The 12,917-nt window shown below is 60.1% G+C and carries 15 protein-coding genes; 8 read left to right on the top strand and 7 right to left on the bottom strand.

The features are described from left to right. Positions 1 to 111: 111 nt before the first annotated feature. Positions 112 to 984 (bottom strand): DMT family transporter, encoded by an 873-nt coding sequence (locus GGD46_RS13735; protein ID WP_184704668.1) that lies wholly within the window; start codon positions 982 to 984, stop codon positions 112 to 114. Between the two features lie 255 nt (positions 985 to 1,239). Here GGD46_RS13735 and GGD46_RS13730 point away from each other — a divergent pair, with 255 nt between their 5' ends. Together GGD46_RS13730 and ispG are read left to right on the top strand one after the other, a co-directional pair. Continuing rightward, positions 1,240 to 2,439 (top strand): MFS transporter, encoded by a 1,200-nt coding sequence (locus GGD46_RS13730; RefSeq protein ID WP_184704666.1) that lies wholly within the window; start codon positions 1,240 to 1,242, stop codon positions 2,437 to 2,439. Positions 2,440 to 2,566: 127 nt separating this feature from the next. Next, a complete protein-coding gene (gene ispG / locus GGD46_RS13725; protein ID WP_047634391.1) occupies positions 2,567 to 3,820 on the top strand; it encodes a flavodoxin-dependent (E)-4-hydroxy-3-methylbut-2-enyl-diphosphate synthase in 1,254 nt (417 codons plus the stop codon). Between the two features lie 82 nt (positions 3,821 to 3,902). Here ispG and GGD46_RS13720 read toward each other — a convergent pair whose 3' ends face one another. Beyond that, positions 3,903 to 4,544, bottom strand: a complete 642-nt coding sequence (locus GGD46_RS13720; protein WP_184704665.1) for a LysE family translocator — start codon at positions 4,542 to 4,544, stop codon at positions 3,903 to 3,905. Positions 4,545 to 4,724: 180 nt separating this feature from the next. Further along, a complete protein-coding gene (locus tag GGD46_RS13715; protein WP_184704663.1) occupies positions 4,725 to 5,639 on the bottom strand; it encodes a polyprenyl synthetase family protein in 915 nt (304 codons plus the stop codon). 100 nt (positions 5,640 to 5,739) lie between these two features. Here GGD46_RS13715 and mtgA point away from each other — a divergent pair, with 100 nt between their 5' ends. The 4 genes from mtgA to rpmF all read left to right on the top strand — a co-directional run bounded on the left by mtgA (position 5,740) and on the right by rpmF (position 8,401). After that, entirely contained in the window at positions 5,740 to 6,564 is an 825-nt protein-coding gene (gene mtgA / locus GGD46_RS13710) for a monofunctional biosynthetic peptidoglycan transglycosylase (RefSeq protein ID WP_409527683.1), read from the top strand. Positions 6,565 to 6,658: 94 nt separating this feature from the next. Next, positions 6,659 to 7,381: a DUF1868 domain-containing protein gene (locus GGD46_RS13705; protein WP_184704661.1), complete on the top strand. Its 723-nt coding sequence runs from the start codon at positions 6,659 to 6,661 to the stop codon at positions 7,379 to 7,381. Between the two features lie 16 nt (positions 7,382 to 7,397). Beyond that, positions 7,398 to 8,045 (top strand): glutathione S-transferase family protein, encoded by a 648-nt coding sequence (locus tag GGD46_RS13700; RefSeq protein WP_184704659.1) that lies wholly within the window; start codon positions 7,398 to 7,400, stop codon positions 8,043 to 8,045. Between the two features lie 170 nt (positions 8,046 to 8,215). Next, on the top strand, positions 8,216 to 8,401 hold the full coding sequence (gene rpmF / locus GGD46_RS13695; RefSeq protein ID WP_003543812.1) for a 50S ribosomal protein L32: 186 nt from the start codon (positions 8,216 to 8,218) through the stop codon (positions 8,399 to 8,401). 132 nt (positions 8,402 to 8,533) lie between these two features. Here rpmF and phaR read toward each other — a convergent pair whose 3' ends face one another. Further along, entirely contained in the window at positions 8,534 to 9,106 is a 573-nt protein-coding gene (gene phaR, locus GGD46_RS13690; RefSeq protein WP_092847967.1) for a polyhydroxyalkanoate synthesis repressor PhaR, read from the bottom strand. A gap of 241 nt (positions 9,107 to 9,347) precedes the next feature. Here phaR and GGD46_RS13685 point away from each other — a divergent pair, with 241 nt between their 5' ends. Then, positions 9,348 to 10,529 carry an acetyl-CoA C-acetyltransferase gene (locus GGD46_RS13685; protein ID WP_184704657.1) on the top strand — a complete coding sequence of 394 codons (1,182 nt, stop codon included), beginning with the start codon at positions 9,348 to 9,350 and terminating at the stop codon, positions 10,527 to 10,529. Between the two features lie 102 nt (positions 10,530 to 10,631). Continuing rightward, entirely contained in the window at positions 10,632 to 11,357 is a 726-nt protein-coding gene (locus tag GGD46_RS13680; protein WP_184704655.1) for a beta-ketoacyl-ACP reductase, read from the top strand. 39 nt (positions 11,358 to 11,396) lie between these two features. On the opposite strand, the gene GGD46_RS13675 is transcribed toward GGD46_RS13680, so the two are convergent. The 3 genes from GGD46_RS13675 to GGD46_RS13665 form a co-directional block, all read right to left on the bottom strand. After that, positions 11,397 to 11,570: a hypothetical protein gene (locus GGD46_RS13675; RefSeq protein ID WP_184704653.1), complete on the bottom strand. Its 174-nt coding sequence runs from the start codon at positions 11,568 to 11,570 to the stop codon at positions 11,397 to 11,399. A gap of 259 nt (positions 11,571 to 11,829) precedes the next feature. Continuing rightward, on the bottom strand, positions 11,830 to 12,087 hold the full coding sequence (locus tag GGD46_RS13670) for a YMGG-like glycine zipper-containing protein (RefSeq protein WP_184705035.1): 258 nt from the start codon (positions 12,085 to 12,087) through the stop codon (positions 11,830 to 11,832). Positions 12,088 to 12,131: 44 nt separating this feature from the next. Next, positions 12,132 to 12,287: a DUF3309 family protein gene (locus GGD46_RS13665; protein WP_184704651.1), complete on the bottom strand. Its 156-nt coding sequence runs from the start codon at positions 12,285 to 12,287 to the stop codon at positions 12,132 to 12,134. Positions 12,288 to 12,917 lie beyond the last annotated feature (630 nt).

Raw genomic sequence — 12,917 nt, 5'->3', positions numbered from 1 at the left:
AACGGTGTGGTGACAGCTTTGCTGCGCTGACATACGCTGTATCAAGGATCTAAAGTGCGAGAATCGTGTCTGAAAGACCGCCACGCGCTCTAGAATTTGTCCTTGTGCGCTTCAAGCGGCGGCGGCGCGCCGCTTCATCCGTTCGCTGATGATGATGATGAAGCCGGCGCTGAGGATGAGGATGGCACCGATGAAGGTGTTGCTGCCGGGGATGTCTCCCCAGATGACGTAGCCGAGTAGGAAGGCCCAGACGAGCGATGTATATTCGAACGGCGCCAGCACCGAGACGGGCGCCTGGCGCATGCCCTCGAACAGCGCGAGCTGGCCGGCGCCGGCGATGATGCCGGTGAGTAGCAACAGGACGATCTGGAACGGTGTCGGCGTATGCCAGTAGGCGATTGCCATACCGGCGGTCAGGATGATGAACAGGATGTTGGAGACAGCCATCTGGATATGGCTCTTCTCGTGTAGTGCGGTCTTGCGCAGGAGCACCATGCCGCTTGCCCAGAGGACGGCCGCCTGCAGCGCAAGATAGACGGGCCAGGAGATCGACAACCCAACAGGATTGGAGGCGATCACCACGCCGCAAAAACCGACGCCCACGGCCATCCAGCGCGCGAAGGTGACCTTTTCGCGCAGCACGATGGTGGCGAGAATGGTCCCGACGATCGGCGCGGCGTAATAAAGCGTCGTGACTTCGGCGAGCTGCAGGTATGAGGCTGCGGTATAATAGGAGATCCAGGCGATCAGGATGATGATGCTGCGCAGGATCATCGGCTTGATGATCGGCGAGCGCATCACCTTGTGAACGAGGGCAGGGCCTTCAAAAACGAAGCAGCCGGCGAGGATGGTGCAGCTCCGGATGAACAGGACCTGCCAGACAGGGATCGAAGAGACGAGCAGCTTCACCGCCGAATCGTGGGCAGTAAACAGCATGTAGGCAAACACCGTAAGAAGGATGCCGTAGCTGATGGGGTTTTTCACGGGGGAGCACCAAGGGATAGCCGGCAACAGACCGACTGAAGAATCTTTCAGGCCTCAACCGATAGGAGCCTACCTTTTCGCCGTCAATAGCGCTTTTTACCAATGCCGTACGCATATGAATTATTTATTTGAGGTTGTGACGTCTTTGCCTCCGCTTTAACAGAGGGAGACGAAATGTGACCGGTGCCGCTCTTTTCCGTCGTTGAGATTTCAATCGATTTAAATAGACTGCGGCACCGATTTGGAGGAATTCTTATGGACGACATGACGAGATTGGAGGGTCTGGAGGCCCGGCGAAGCGGATTTTTCACAAAACCGCGTGCGGCCGTCTCGTTGATGTTCCTGCTGAACGGCTTCATGGTTGGCTGCTGGGCGCCGAAGATTCCGGAGTTTGCCGAGCGCCTGCAATTGTCGAAATTCGAGCTAGGCCTGATGATCTTGGTTTTCGGCGTCGGCTCGTTGACGATGATGCCGCTTGCCGGCGCGCAGATCGCCGTGCGCGGCTCGCACATCGTCGTCAAGATTCTTGCCGTGCTGATGTTGCCGATGATTCTGGCTCTGACGCTGGCGCCGAATGTCTGGACAGCCGCGATTTCGCTCTTCCTCTTCGGCGGCTTCGTCGGCGCCATGGACGTGGCGATGAACGCCAATGCCGTCTCGGTCGAAAAATCCATGCGCCGGGCGATCATGTCCTCGTGCCATGCCTTCTGGAGCCTTGGCGGCCTGCTCGGCTCGGCGATCGGCGGTTTGCTGATTTCGCGCTGGGGCGTTCTCGGCCATGCCGAGGCCTCGACCGCAATCGCCGTCCTTTTCCTGGTGGTTGCCTGGCCGATGGTTCTCAGCGACCAGCCGCACCATGATAAGGCCAAGCCGAAGGCAAAACTGCCGATGATTCCGCTGCCCTGGCTGCTTGGTATCGTCGCACTGTTCTGCATGGTGCCGGAAGGTGCAGTTCTCGATTGGAGCGCGCTCTATCTCAGCCAGGAAAAGGGCGCGTCGGTGGCATTGTCGGGCTTCGGTTTCGCTGCCTTCTCGGCAACGATGGCGACCATGCGCTTTGCCGGCGATTTCGTGCGCGATTGGCTCGGCGCCATCAGGACGTTGCGTGTCTGCACGGTCTTTGCCATCGTCGGCATGCTGACGGCGGCACTGGCTCCCAATGCCGAGATCGCCATTCTCGGCTTTGCGCTCTGCGGCATCGGTATTTCCAACATGGTGCCGATCGCCTTTTCGGCAGCCGGCAATATTCCCGGTCTGCAGCCTGGTATCGGTATCTCCGTCGTCACGACGCTTGGTTATTCCGGCATGCTGGTGGCGCCTTCGGCGATCGGCTTTGCTGCCGAGCATATCGGCTTCTCGCCGGTGCTCATGGCGCTGCCGGTGCTGCTGCTTGTCGTGCTGGCGCTGTCGTCGCTGGCGCGATACGCCGACGGTATTGGAGATGCCAAGCATTAATTTCGTCGCTTTTGCTCGGTAACGGATAGATCTTTGCCGATCAAAAGAGATCGCCGGAGCGGTTGACAACGACCGCTTCGTGATCCACCTGAAAGGCACCCGTTTCAAAGGCCTGCGAGAGCTTTCCATGTCGTCCGCCACCGATTTCGACCCGAAACCGCGCCGTTCCTCCGTTGCCGTCGATGTCGGCGGCGTGATCGTCGGCGGCGGTGCCCCCGTCGTCGTGCAGTCCATGACCAATACCGACACGGCCGATATCGATTCGACCGTCGCCCAGGTCGCCGCCCTCTACAAGGCCGGCTCGGAACTCGTGCGCATCACCGTCGATCGTGACGAAAGCGCCGCCGCTGTGCCGAAGATCCGCGAGCGGCTGTTGCGGCTTGGCATGGACGTGCCGCTCATCGGCGATTTCCATTATATCGGCCACAAGCTGCTTGCCGATCATCCCGCCTGCGCCGAGGCGCTGGCGAAGTACCGCATCAATCCCGGCAATGTCGGCTTCAAGGACAAGAAGGACAAGCAGTTCGCCGAGATCATCGAGATGGCGATCCGCTACGACAAGCCGGTGCGCATCGGCGTCAACTGGGGCTCGCTCGATCAGGATCTCCTGACCGCGCTGATGGACAAGAATGCCGCCGAAGGCTCGCCGCTGTCGGCCCGTCAGGTGACGCGCGAGACGATCGTGCAGTCGGCGCTGATCTCCGCCGATCTTGCCGAGGAAATCGGCTTGCCGCGCAATCGCATCATCCTGTCGGCCAAGGTCAGCCAGGTGCAGGATCTGATCGCCGTCTATTCCATGCTGTCGGAGCGTTCCGACCATGCGCTACATCTCGGCCTCACCGAGGCCGGCATGGGTTCCAAGGGCATCGTCGCCTCGTCCGCCGCCATGGGCTATGTGCTGCAGCATGGCATCGGCGACACCATCCGCGTTTCGCTGACGCCAGAGCCGAATGGCGACCGTACCCGCGAGGTGCAGGTGGCGCAGGAGCTGCTGCAGGTCATGGGCTTCCGCCAGTTCATCCCCGTGGTTGCGGCTTGTCCCGGCTGCGGCCGTACGACCTCGACTGTCTTCCAGGAACTGGCGCAGAACATCCAGAACGACATCCGCAAGAACATGCCGGTCTGGCGTGAGAAATATCCGGGCGTCGAAGCGCTCAACGTCGCCGTCATGGGCTGCATCGTCAACGGCCCCGGCGAAAGCAAGCATGCCGATATCGGCATTTCGCTGCCCGGCACCGGCGAGACACCGGCCGCCCCGGTCTTCATCGATGGTCAGAAGGCGATGACGCTGCGCGGCCCGAACATAGCGTCGGATTTCGAGGCGCTGGTGACCGACTATATCGAAAAGCGGTTCGGTCAGAAGAACGTCGCGGCGGAGTGATCCGCCGCCTAAACCGTCCTATTGTTGGCTTTCGCGCGATTTCGCATGGCAAACCACCATGCGATCTTCTCCTATGGTTGCTCTATAAATTGCTGGTCAGCAGCTTGATGCCGGCGAAGCAATAGAAGCCGGCCATCGCGCCTTCGATCCAGCGGCGCGCACTGCGGTAGATCTTCAGCGCGTGTGGCGTGGAGAACAGGATCGAATAGCCCATGAACACCACCAAGCCGGTGCTGCAGCAGACGACGATGATCAGCACGGCAACCGAGGCGGGGGCGCCCTGCGGCATGCCGAGCGCGATGATGGCGAGCCACGCGAAGATCGCCTTCGGGTTGGTGACGTGGATGCCGTAGCCGCGCAGGATCAGCGATTTGAAGCTGGGCATCTTTGGCCCCTCTGCCGCGGCCGTCAGCTCTCCGTTTGCGCGGACGGCGCGAAACGCCTTGTAGGCGAGATAAAGCAGATAGAGCCCGCCGAAAATCTTCAGGATTTCCAGAGCCATCGCATAGGTCTGCAGCAGAGTGGCGAGGCCGGCGGCAGCGGCAATTGCCCATGTCACCGATCCCCCGAAGATGCCGAGCGAGAGGGTCATGCCCGCCTTGCGGCCGTGGGTCATCGATGTGCCGATGATGGCCATGATGGCCGGGCCGGGGCTGGCGACGGCGATGATGTAGGCGACGTAGGCCGGCAGAATCTGCGGCAGATAGGCGAGCGCTTCGCGCATAGGTGACTTTCCCGGGAACTCGGCCGACGCGAAGAATTTCGCGTTCGAAGGTCAATTCGGATGCGGAACTTGTCACAGAACCGGCCGGAAATCACCCTCGGGCTGGTGGATTCTTGTCACCGTGACATTCAGGGGCTTCGTTCGGGTGGTCCTGTGCCGGGCAAATTGCGGGAGAGAAGCTCAGCTTCTGCGGTTCGCCACGAAGCTGGCCGTCTCGACCAAGGTGCCTGCCTTGTCGCCATAGACGGATAGCAGGTCGCCCGCTTCGCTCACCAGTCTCGAAACGGTGGCTTCAGCCCATTCCTGACCATGCAGGCCCACCAGCGTTCCCTTGCCGCGGGCGGCATCCTTGCCGGTCGCCTTGCCCATGGTGGCGGCGTCAGCCGTGAGGTCGAGCAGGTCGTCGGCGAGCTGGAAGGCGAGGCCGATCTTCTCGCCGAAGGTCCGAAGGCGCTTGCGATCTTCGGCGGAGGCGCCGGCGATGATGGCACCGGCTTCGCAGGCGAAACGGATGAGCGCGCCGGTCTTCATTGCTTGCAGCGTCGTGATGCCGTCTTCGTCGGGCGTTTCCTTCTCCGCGGCGAGATCGAGCGCCTGGCCGCCGGCCATGCCGCCGATGCCGGCTGCCCGCGACAGCGCAAGCACGAGCGCCATTTTCCGGTCGGCGGGCAGATCGGTTTCCGGGGCGGCGATGATGTCGAAAGCGTAGGTCAGCAGACTGTCGCCCGCCAGGATTGCGGTGGCGTAATCGTAAGCGATGTGCACGGTCGGCTGGCCGCGGCGCAGGTCGTCATCGTCCATGGCCGGCAGGTCGTCGTGAACGAGCGAATAGCAATGCACGCATTCGAGTGCCGCGCCGATCCGGAGGGCGGCGTCGGCATTGCCGCCGAGAAGTGCTGCGGACTCCAAGACGAGGAAGGGCCTTAACCGCTTGCCGCCGTTCAGTACGCCGTGGCGCATCGCGCTTAGCAATCGGGCAGGGCGAACGACCTCGTCATCGAGGCTGGCATCGGCCAAGAGCCGGCTGAGGAGGGCTTCGATCTTGCCGGCACTATCCTTAAGGCGGCGCTCGAATGAGGAGTGGGTGCTGTCCATGGCGGCTGTTTGGCATGAGAGGCGGTTGCTGGCAACGAGAATTGTCGACAGCGGGGTAGGGAATGGCGTCGCACTCTGGTCATCGCTCTGTGTAGGCGATATGACGAGTGCAGCATCAGAGCGTTTCCCGGATACATGGGGAGTGTATCGGGATGGAGCGACCGTGGACGTCAGACAATTGGACATATCGACGGACAATGAAGAGGAAGCTGAGGTGCCGCGACGGTCCTCCCTGTTGGCGCGCTTCCGTGTCCGCCCGCTTTGGCAGCGTATCGTCCTCGTGGTGATCGGCTTGTTTTTGCTGCCTTATCTCTTCATTCTATTCTACGTCCTGCCGTTCATTCACCCGGTTTCGACGCTGATGATCGGCGATGCCGTAACCTTCCAGGGATATGATCGCCGCTGGGTTCCGCTGGAGAATATTGCCCCGGTCCTGGTGAAGTCCGTCATGGTCTCGGAGGACGGGCAGTTCTGCTTTCATGGCGGCGTCGATTGGGGCGAGATGCGCTTGCTTATCCAGGAGACGATGCGGGGTAAATCGACACGCGGCGGCAGCACCATCCCCATGCAGACGGTAAAGAACCTGTTCCTGTGGAACAGCCGCTCGTTTGTACGCAAGACGATGGAATTGCCGCTTGCGGTCTCGGCCTCCACAATCTGGTCGAAGCGGCGGATGATGGAGATCTATCTCAATATCGCCGAATGGGGGCCTGGCATTTACGGCATCGAGGCGGCGGCGCGTTATCATTTCAAGGTGCCGGCTTCCAAGCTGACGGGCCGCCAGGCGGCGCTTCTGGCCGTCTCTCTTCCCAACCCGATCGACCGCGTGGCCAGCAGGCCGGGGCGCGGGCTCAGCCAGCTTGCCTCGCTGATCCAGCGCCGTGCGCGCAATGCCGACGCATATATCAAATGTCTTTATGACTGAGATCAGAACTTGTCGTTCGATCGGCTTGTTGTCATCTGGCATTCTTGGCCATGACGTAAGGGCGGATGATCTGCCAACGAAGATCGGACGCCCCATGAATTTCGACGTTTTCTCTCCCGAGCTGCTCAAATATGCCAAGAGCCTGCATCCGGAGCCGCCTCTCCATCTCGGCACGCGCTACGATCGCTCCGGCATCTTCAAGCCCGAGCCGGGCAATACGATCGTCTGCCATGTCGAGGACGGTTCGCAGACGCAGCGTGCGATGGTTGCCGCCCGGCAAAGATATCTCGATATGCCGGAGGCCGGACAATTTGCCTTCACGCCGGTCTCAAGCCTGCACATGACCCTGTTTCAGGGCATCATCGAATATCGCCGCAGCCGGCCCTTTTGGCCTGCCGACATTGCGCTCGATGCGCCGATCGACGAGATGACCGAGATCATGGGCGAGCGGCTGAAGGTCTTTTCCATGCGCGATCCCTTCAAGGTGGCGGTGACGAAGGCGCGACCGAGCGGCCTTCTGGTCGATGGAGCTACGGAGGCGGACCGCAAGACAATGCACGCCTGGCGCAATGCGCTGGCGGATCTTCTCGACTATCGCCATCCCGATCACGAGACCTATCCTTTCCATATCACGTTTGCCTATGCCATCGAGCGGCTGGTGGACGAGGCGCTGCCGCGCTGGCAAACCATGCTGGATGAGGTTGCGGCGATGCTGCATGCCGAGGTGCCCGTTCTGGAATTGCGGCCGCCGGCCTTTTGCTCGTTCGGCGACATGAACCATTTCGAGGAACTCCTCGTCTTTGAATTTCAAAACTAACAGGAAAGCAGGGCTTATGGACAAGCTAACCCTCTACATCGGCAACAAGAATTATTCCTCATGGTCGTTCCGGCCATGGATCGCGCTGGAGGGTTGTGGTGTCGCCTTCGAAGAGGTGTTGATCCCGTTCGATTTTTCGGCGGGCAATCCGCAGATCCGCGAGGTTTCTCCGACCGGCAAGGTGCCGATGCTGGACCATGGCGGCTTCAAGATCTGGGAGTCTCTCGCCATCATCGAATATGTGGCCGAACTCTTCCCCGATGCCGGTCTGCTGCCGCAGGATCGGCAGGCACGGTCCCTGGCGCGCTCCTACAGCATGGAGATGCTTTCGGGCTTCAGTGCTCTGCGCAGCAATTGCCCGATGAACATGCGTCGTCCTGTTGGCCGTCCCGATCTGCCCGGCGAGGTCATGAAGGATGTGGCACGCATCGAAACCATCTGGCACGAAGCCCGCTCCCGTTCTGGCGGTCCGTTCCTGTTCGGCGCCTTTTCCGGCGCCGATGCCATGTTCGCGCCGGTCGTCAGCCGCCTTGAACGTTACGATATCGCCGTCTCGGCCAAGACAAAGGCCTATATGGCCGCTATGAAGGCGCTGCCTGCCTGGAAGAAATGGGAAGAGGCGGCGTTGAAGGAAACCTGGATCGTTCCGGAGGATGAGGACTGACGGGCCGATTCGACCGGATTCGGGCGCGCTGGGCAAAAAATGCTGGAAGGGACTGGTCAAAGCCCCGTAAGCCATGTATAAGCCCGCCCAATTTCCGAAATTGATGCATGTCTATTTCGGCCGCCTGGCTGGCCGCGGATATGTTTCGTCCGCCAATTGGAGTAACGAGAATGGCTGTACCGAAGAGAAAAACGAGCCCGTCCAAGCGCGGTATGCGCCGCTCGGCTGACGCACTGAAGGCTCCGACCTATGTCGAAGACAAGAACTCCGGCGAACTGCGCCGCCCGCACCATATCGATCTGAAGACCGGTATGTATCGCGGCCGTCAGGTTCTGACGCCGAAGGAAAGCGCATAATTTCAGCGCCACCTCGATGGCATGAATAAAAAAGGCTGGCGTTTCGCCGGCCTTTTTGTTTGCGGATTGTGATTTCGTCAGTCCGAAAAGCCTTGGTGGTTCTCGCATCCGCTGCGGATGCGAGGTCTGATCTTAGAGGCTGTCCAGCTTGCTCTGCATGGCGCGGAGCTGCTCCTTCAGCTCGTCGATGTCCTTGGCTTCGGCCTTGCGGCTTTCTTTGGCCGGCGGCTTCATGAAGGGTGAGAACATCTGCATGGCTTGCTGGAACATCTCGGTGTTGCGGCGAACCTGTTCCTCGACCATCTGCATCGGCAACTGCAGGTTCTTGCCAAGCGGCGTCTCGCCGAAGGCACGGTTCATCTGCTCGCGCATCTGCGTCTGCTGTTCGGTGAAAGCGCGCATGGAATGCTCAAGGAAGCTCGGCACGACCATCTGCATCTGATCGCCGTAATAGCCGATCAACTGCCGCAGGAAGGAAATCGGCAGCAGCGTGTTGCCGGTCTTCGATTCCTGTTCGAAAATGATCTGCGTCAGGACCGAATGCGTAATATCCTCACCGCTCTTGGCATCCTGGACGGTAAACTCCTCGCCCTTCTTCACCATCTCCGCCAGGTCGTCCAGCGTCACGTAGGTGCTGGTGCCGGTATTGTATAGGCGGCGATTGGCGTATTTCTTGATTACGATCTGGCCGTCATTCTTCGCCATTATCAGTCTCCTGGCCCCGTCTGATTGTATGGAATGCTCCTCCACCGCTGAGTGTAGACGCAAAAGAAGCTTGGTGACAATCGCTTTGTGCGATGCGGCAAGCCCTTTCCTTTGATTGGATTTTTTGCGGGCAATGACGGCTTCATGAAATCTGCGTGCCGGAAATTCTTGCAGTTTGACTCCGGCGCAAAGCTTTGACAGTTTCGCCTCATATACACGTTCATCCTGTGAGGAGGCTTCCATGAGCAGTTCATCCATCGTTGTCGCCAGCGCGGCCCGTACCGCCGTCGGCTCCTTCAACGGCGCGTTTGCGGCGGTTCCGGCTCATGAGCTTGGCGCCACCGCGATCAAGGGCGCGCTGGAACGCGCCGGCGTCGACGCAAAGGAAGTCGACGAAGTGATCCTCGGCCAGGTGCTGCAGGCTGGTGAAGGCCAGAATCCGGCCCGCCAGGCCGCCATGAAGGCCGGCATTCCGCAGGAAGCGACCGCATGGGGCGTCAACCAGCTTTGCGGTTCGGGCCTGCGCGCCGTCGCGCTCGGCATGCAGCAGATCCTGACCGGCGATGCCAAGATCATCGTCGCCGGCGGCCAGGAATCGATGTCGATGGCGCCGCATGCCGCTAATCTGCGTGCCGGCACGAAGATGGGCGACATGAAGATGATCGACACCATGATCAAGGACGGCCTGACGGACGCCTTCTACGGCTACCACATGGGCATCACGGCGGAAAACGTCGCGCGGCAGTGGCAGCTTTCCCGCGAGGAGCAGGACCAGTTCGCCGTTTCCTCGCAGAACAAGGCGGAAGCCGCCCAGAAGGCGGGGCGCTTCAAGGATGAGATCGTCCCCTTCACCATCCAGACGCGCAAGGGCGACGTAACCGTCGATGCCGACGAGTATATCCGCCATGGCGCGACGCTGGACGGCATGGTGAAGCTGCGCCCGGCCTTCGACAAGGAAGGCACCGTGACCGCCGGCAATGCCTCCGGCCTGAACGACGGCGCGGCTGCCACCGTGCTGATGACCGAGGCGGAAGCCTCGCGCCGCGGCATCCAGCCGCTCGCCCGCATCGTTTCCTGGGCAACGGCAGGCGTTGATCCGCAGATCATGGGCACCGGCCCCATTCCGGCATCCCGCAAGGCTCTGGAAAAGGCCGGCTGGTCCGTTGGCGATCTCGATCTCGTCGAGGCCAACGAAGCCTTCGCCGCCCAGGCTTGCGCCGTCAACAAGGATCTCGGCTGGGATACGTCCATCGTCAACGTCAATGGCGGCGCCATCGCCATCGGTCATCCGATCGGTGCGTCCGGCGCGCGCGTTCTCAACACACTGCTGTTCGAAATGAAGCGCCGCGGCGCCCGCAAGGGGCTTGCCACGCTGTGCATCGGCGGCGGCATGGGCGTTGCCATGTGCTTCGAGGCGCTTTGACGTCTCGCAGCGGGATTTTCTGTCGGAATCGGTGAAGAGAGGCGGAGCGGGCGACCTCGCGATCGGTTGTCACGTCTCGGTCCCAACAAAGGGGAGTGGCACATGAGCAGAGTGGTATTGGTAACCGGTGGAACGCGCGGTATCGGAGCGGCCATTTCGATGGCGCTCCACAACGCCGGCTACAAGGTTGCGGCGACCTATGCCGGCAACGAGGAAAAGGCTCATGCGTTCCACGAGGTCACGGGTATTTCCGTCTATCGGTGGGATGTGGCCGATTACGAGGCTTGCGGCAAGGGGATCGCCAAGGTCGAGCACGATCTCGGCCACGTCGACATCCTGGTCAACAATGCCGGCATTACGCGCGATGCGATGTTCCACAAGATGACGCCGCAGCAATGGCATGAGGTTGTCAACACCAACCTCACCGGCCTGTTCAACATGACCCACCATGTCTGGCAGGGCATGCGCGATCGTAGCTTCGGCCGCGTCATCAATATTTCGTCGATCAACGGTCAGAAAGGGCAAATGGGGCAGGCCAATTATTCCGCCGCCAAGGCCGGCGACCTCGGCTTTACCAAGGCGCTTGCGCAAGAAGGTGCTGCCAAGAATATCACGGTAAATGCCATTTGCCCCGGCTATATTGCAACGGAGATGGTGCTTGCCGTGCCGGAAAAGGTACTGAACGAGCGTATCATTCCGCAAATTCCGGTCGGACGACTGGGCGAACCGGAGGAAATCGCACGCATTGTGGTTTTCCTCGCCAGCGACGATGCCGGTTTCATCACCGGGTCAACCATCACCGCAAACGGCGGACAGTTCTTCGTCTAAACAGGCATTTTCGACGGGATTGCCGGGGCAACCCGGCAATCATCCACGGCCCGAGCCGGCCGATTGCCGTTGTCGCGGCTTGAATTCCAGGATGACAGCTTCGATTGCCATTCGCCGTTTCTCCTTGCCGCGTGTTCTTGCGGCGGAGCCGAGCGCGTAGAAGGTTGTTCCGACGAATAAAAGTGCTGCAATGCTTGCGATAATTGCGGCCATAACGCCGTTCCTTTCTCAAAACACTGCTATTTCTCTCCCCGCAGCCGGTTGGTGCGGGGAGAGGATGATGTTGGCCAAGCGGCGCTACGATCTTTAAAATTGGCTTCGTGCGCTCCAGGCTTTTGATTTTGCGCATGTCGTTGCGGCAAAAACGCCGCATGTTTTGCGCAGCATGCCCGAGCTTGTTTCGCGCCACTGTCTTGCGGCGCTGACATCATGACCGGCCGACCGCAAGGCAGCCGGTCATGAGACGTTCGTCTTAGCGGCAACGAGCCTCGTAGCGGCGGCCGTAACGGTCGCGATAGATGCAATAGCCGCGGCGATCTTCGGATTGTCCGATGAGGTTGCCGACGAGGCCGCCGGCGACTGCGCCGACCGCTGCACCACCCCAGCTATGCGTGGCGACGCCGCCAATCAAAGCACCGGTACCGGCGCCGATGGCCGTGCCCTTTTCCGTTGCGGTGCACGATGCCAGTGCGCCGACGAGGGCGATGGCGGCAATGATCTTTTTCATGATGTTAGCTCCCTGGTGTTTCGAGGTTTTCAACGATGATCTGCGGATCAGATCCGCCCCATCAATAGCAGAATAAGGACAATGACGAGAACAAGCCCGAGACCACCCGACGGGCCGTACCCCCAAGCGCGGCTGTAACCCCAGCTAGGAAGTGCGCCAACCAGCAGCAGAATCAGTATTATGAGCAATATCGTACCAAGCATGATATGTCTCCTCCATGTCCGCCGCTGAAGTCTTCCCGGCAGCGCAAAGCCATCCAGCGACTTACTTCAGCGTCTCGGCCAGATCCACTCGCAGGAAGTGCGACCGGAGTTTGTGGCATTTCTGCTGTGGAAACTTGTTTCCTCGAAAATTGTTCCGGTTCAGAAATAAAAATACTCGCTGCCGACCGTTTCCATGGTCAGCAAAACATTAACGCACGGGCACGGATCGGCCGGGACCGCTGGGGTATGTGAGTTAACTCTATGGTTAAAATATGATTAAAATACAACTGGTTGCGGTGAACGAAACAAGAAAGGACCGACGTCTGCGATTCGTCGGTGATTCGTTCTGCTTTTGGGCTTTGGTTAACATCGAAGCCGTCTGGGCCGGAATTTAGCTCTCAAGCCAGCGTGCGAATGAAGGCGTGGCATCGGCCAATCGGCACCACGGATAGTCGCCGAAAAGTAGAGCTCGGACATTTCAATCGTTAACGGCGGCACATTCGTCAGCTGCCTGCTGCCAATCGCAGTTCTTCATGTCGCGACGCTATCGGTCCGTTGCCACCATATATAGCCGTGAACAAATGAAATACGCGCATGAATCAATGATTCGTCGCCGATTCGTTCCGGCTT

Origin of the sequence: Martinezella lusitana (genome assembly GCF_014207095.1) — a bacterium.
Classification (GTDB): domain Bacteria; phylum Pseudomonadota; class Alphaproteobacteria; order Rhizobiales; family Rhizobiaceae; genus Rhizobium; species Rhizobium lusitanum_B.
Note: the sequence above shows the minus strand (reverse complement) of the source record. Positions and strands in the feature narration are given on the sequence as shown.

Coding starts and splice junctions, on each gene's coding strand:
- ispG (WP_047634391.1), top strand. CDS start 2,567: ATGTCGTCCGCCACCGATTTCGACCCGAAACCGCGCCGTTCCTCCGTT.
- GGD46_RS13680 (WP_184704655.1), top strand. CDS start 10,632: ATGAGCAGAGTGGTATTGGTAACCGGTGGAACGCGCGGTATCGGAGCG.
- GGD46_RS13705 (WP_184704661.1), top strand. CDS start 6,659: ATGAATTTCGACGTTTTCTCTCCCGAGCTGCTCAAATATGCCAAGAGC.
- GGD46_RS13665 (WP_184704651.1), bottom strand. CDS start 12,287: ATGCTTGGTACGATATTGCTCATAATACTGATTCTGCTGCTGGTTGGC.
- GGD46_RS13685 (WP_184704657.1), top strand. CDS start 9,348: ATGAGCAGTTCATCCATCGTTGTCGCCAGCGCGGCCCGTACCGCCGTC.
- rpmF (WP_003543812.1), top strand. CDS start 8,216: ATGGCTGTACCGAAGAGAAAAACGAGCCCGTCCAAGCGCGGTATGCGC.
- GGD46_RS13730 (WP_184704666.1), top strand. CDS start 1,240: ATGGACGACATGACGAGATTGGAGGGTCTGGAGGCCCGGCGAAGCGGA.
- phaR (WP_092847967.1), bottom strand. CDS start 9,106: ATGGCGAAGAATGACGGCCAGATCGTAATCAAGAAATACGCCAATCGC.
- GGD46_RS13675 (WP_184704653.1), bottom strand. CDS start 11,570: ATGGCCGCAATTATCGCAAGCATTGCAGCACTTTTATTCGTCGGAACA.
- GGD46_RS13700 (WP_184704659.1), top strand. CDS start 7,398: ATGGACAAGCTAACCCTCTACATCGGCAACAAGAATTATTCCTCATGG.
- GGD46_RS13720 (WP_184704665.1), bottom strand. CDS start 4,544: ATGCGCGAAGCGCTCGCCTATCTGCCGCAGATTCTGCCGGCCTACGTC.
- mtgA (WP_409527683.1), top strand. CDS start 5,740: ATGACGAGTGCAGCATCAGAGCGTTTCCCGGATACATGGGGAGTGTAT.
- GGD46_RS13715 (WP_184704663.1), bottom strand. CDS start 5,639: ATGGACAGCACCCACTCCTCATTCGAGCGCCGCCTTAAGGATAGTGCC.